We start from the raw sequence: 879 nt of genomic DNA, 5'->3' as shown, positions 1-879 counted from the left end.
GCCGCCCTGCACCACGACCTTCCGTGCGGGAACACCTGCTCGGACAGCTTGCGCTGCTTCCGCTGAACGCGGCTGAGCGTGCGCTGGGCGAACGAATCGTCGGCAATCTGGACGACCGGGGGTTTCACTATGCGCCACCCGAAGCGCTTCTGAAGTCGGCTTCGGGGGAAACGCCCGAAATGCTGTACAAATGCCTCGGCGCGGTGCGCCGCCTCGACCCGGTCGGCACCGCGTGCAGCGGTCCCGCCGAAAGCCTTTTGGTGCAGGCGGAGATTCGCGGCGATGCGCCGCCGCTTGCGCGCTTTTTACTCGGCGGCAGGCTCGGCTTGCTCGAAAACCCCCGTCCACAGGCGGTATGCAAACGGCTGAACGCGCTTGCGGAAAAACCGCCTGACGTGCCGGGGAAAATCACGCAGGCAGTCGTCGGCGCGGCGCTGGAATATATCCGCTCGCTGGAGCCGTTTCCGGCGCGGGCATTCGGCGCGGGCGAGGCGGCATACGTTGCGCCGGACGTCTTTGTCTCCAGAGCGTCCGGTAACGAGACGAACGGAAGCCCCTCGGCACGGTTTCAGGTCGATTTTGCGCGGGACACGCTTCCCCGCCTTGAAATCGCGCAGGGATTCAGCAGCCTTGCGTCCGACGGCGGCGCGAAGCGTTTTGCAAAGAAATACGTTGCGGACGCGCAGTGGGTCATAGATATGGTCATGCAACGGGAGCAGAGCATTGTGAAAACCGTGCAGGCGATAGTCGAGGCGCAGCTTCCGTTCTTTGAAAGAGGCCCCCGCTTCCTGCGCCCGCTCCGCCTGAAAGACGTTGCCGGAAAGACCGGCGCGAGCGAATCGACGGTCTCCCGCATTGCGAACGGGAAATACCTGCAAT

Annotated in this window: 1 protein-coding gene; it reads left to right on the top strand. The window is 64.1% G+C overall.

Annotation, left to right across the window (positions count from 1 at the left end):
- Window positions 1-23 precede the first annotated feature (23 nt).
- Window positions 24-879 (top strand): RNA polymerase factor sigma-54 (locus AWU74_RS06340; RefSeq protein WP_498067487.1); only part of this gene is annotated, 856 nt, incomplete at its 3' end.

The sequence above is a fragment of the Treponema endosymbiont of Eucomonympha sp. genome (assembly GCF_001028545.1).
The sequence above is the reverse complement of the archived record's forward strand: the minus strand, read 5'-3'. Positions and strand labels throughout refer to the sequence as shown.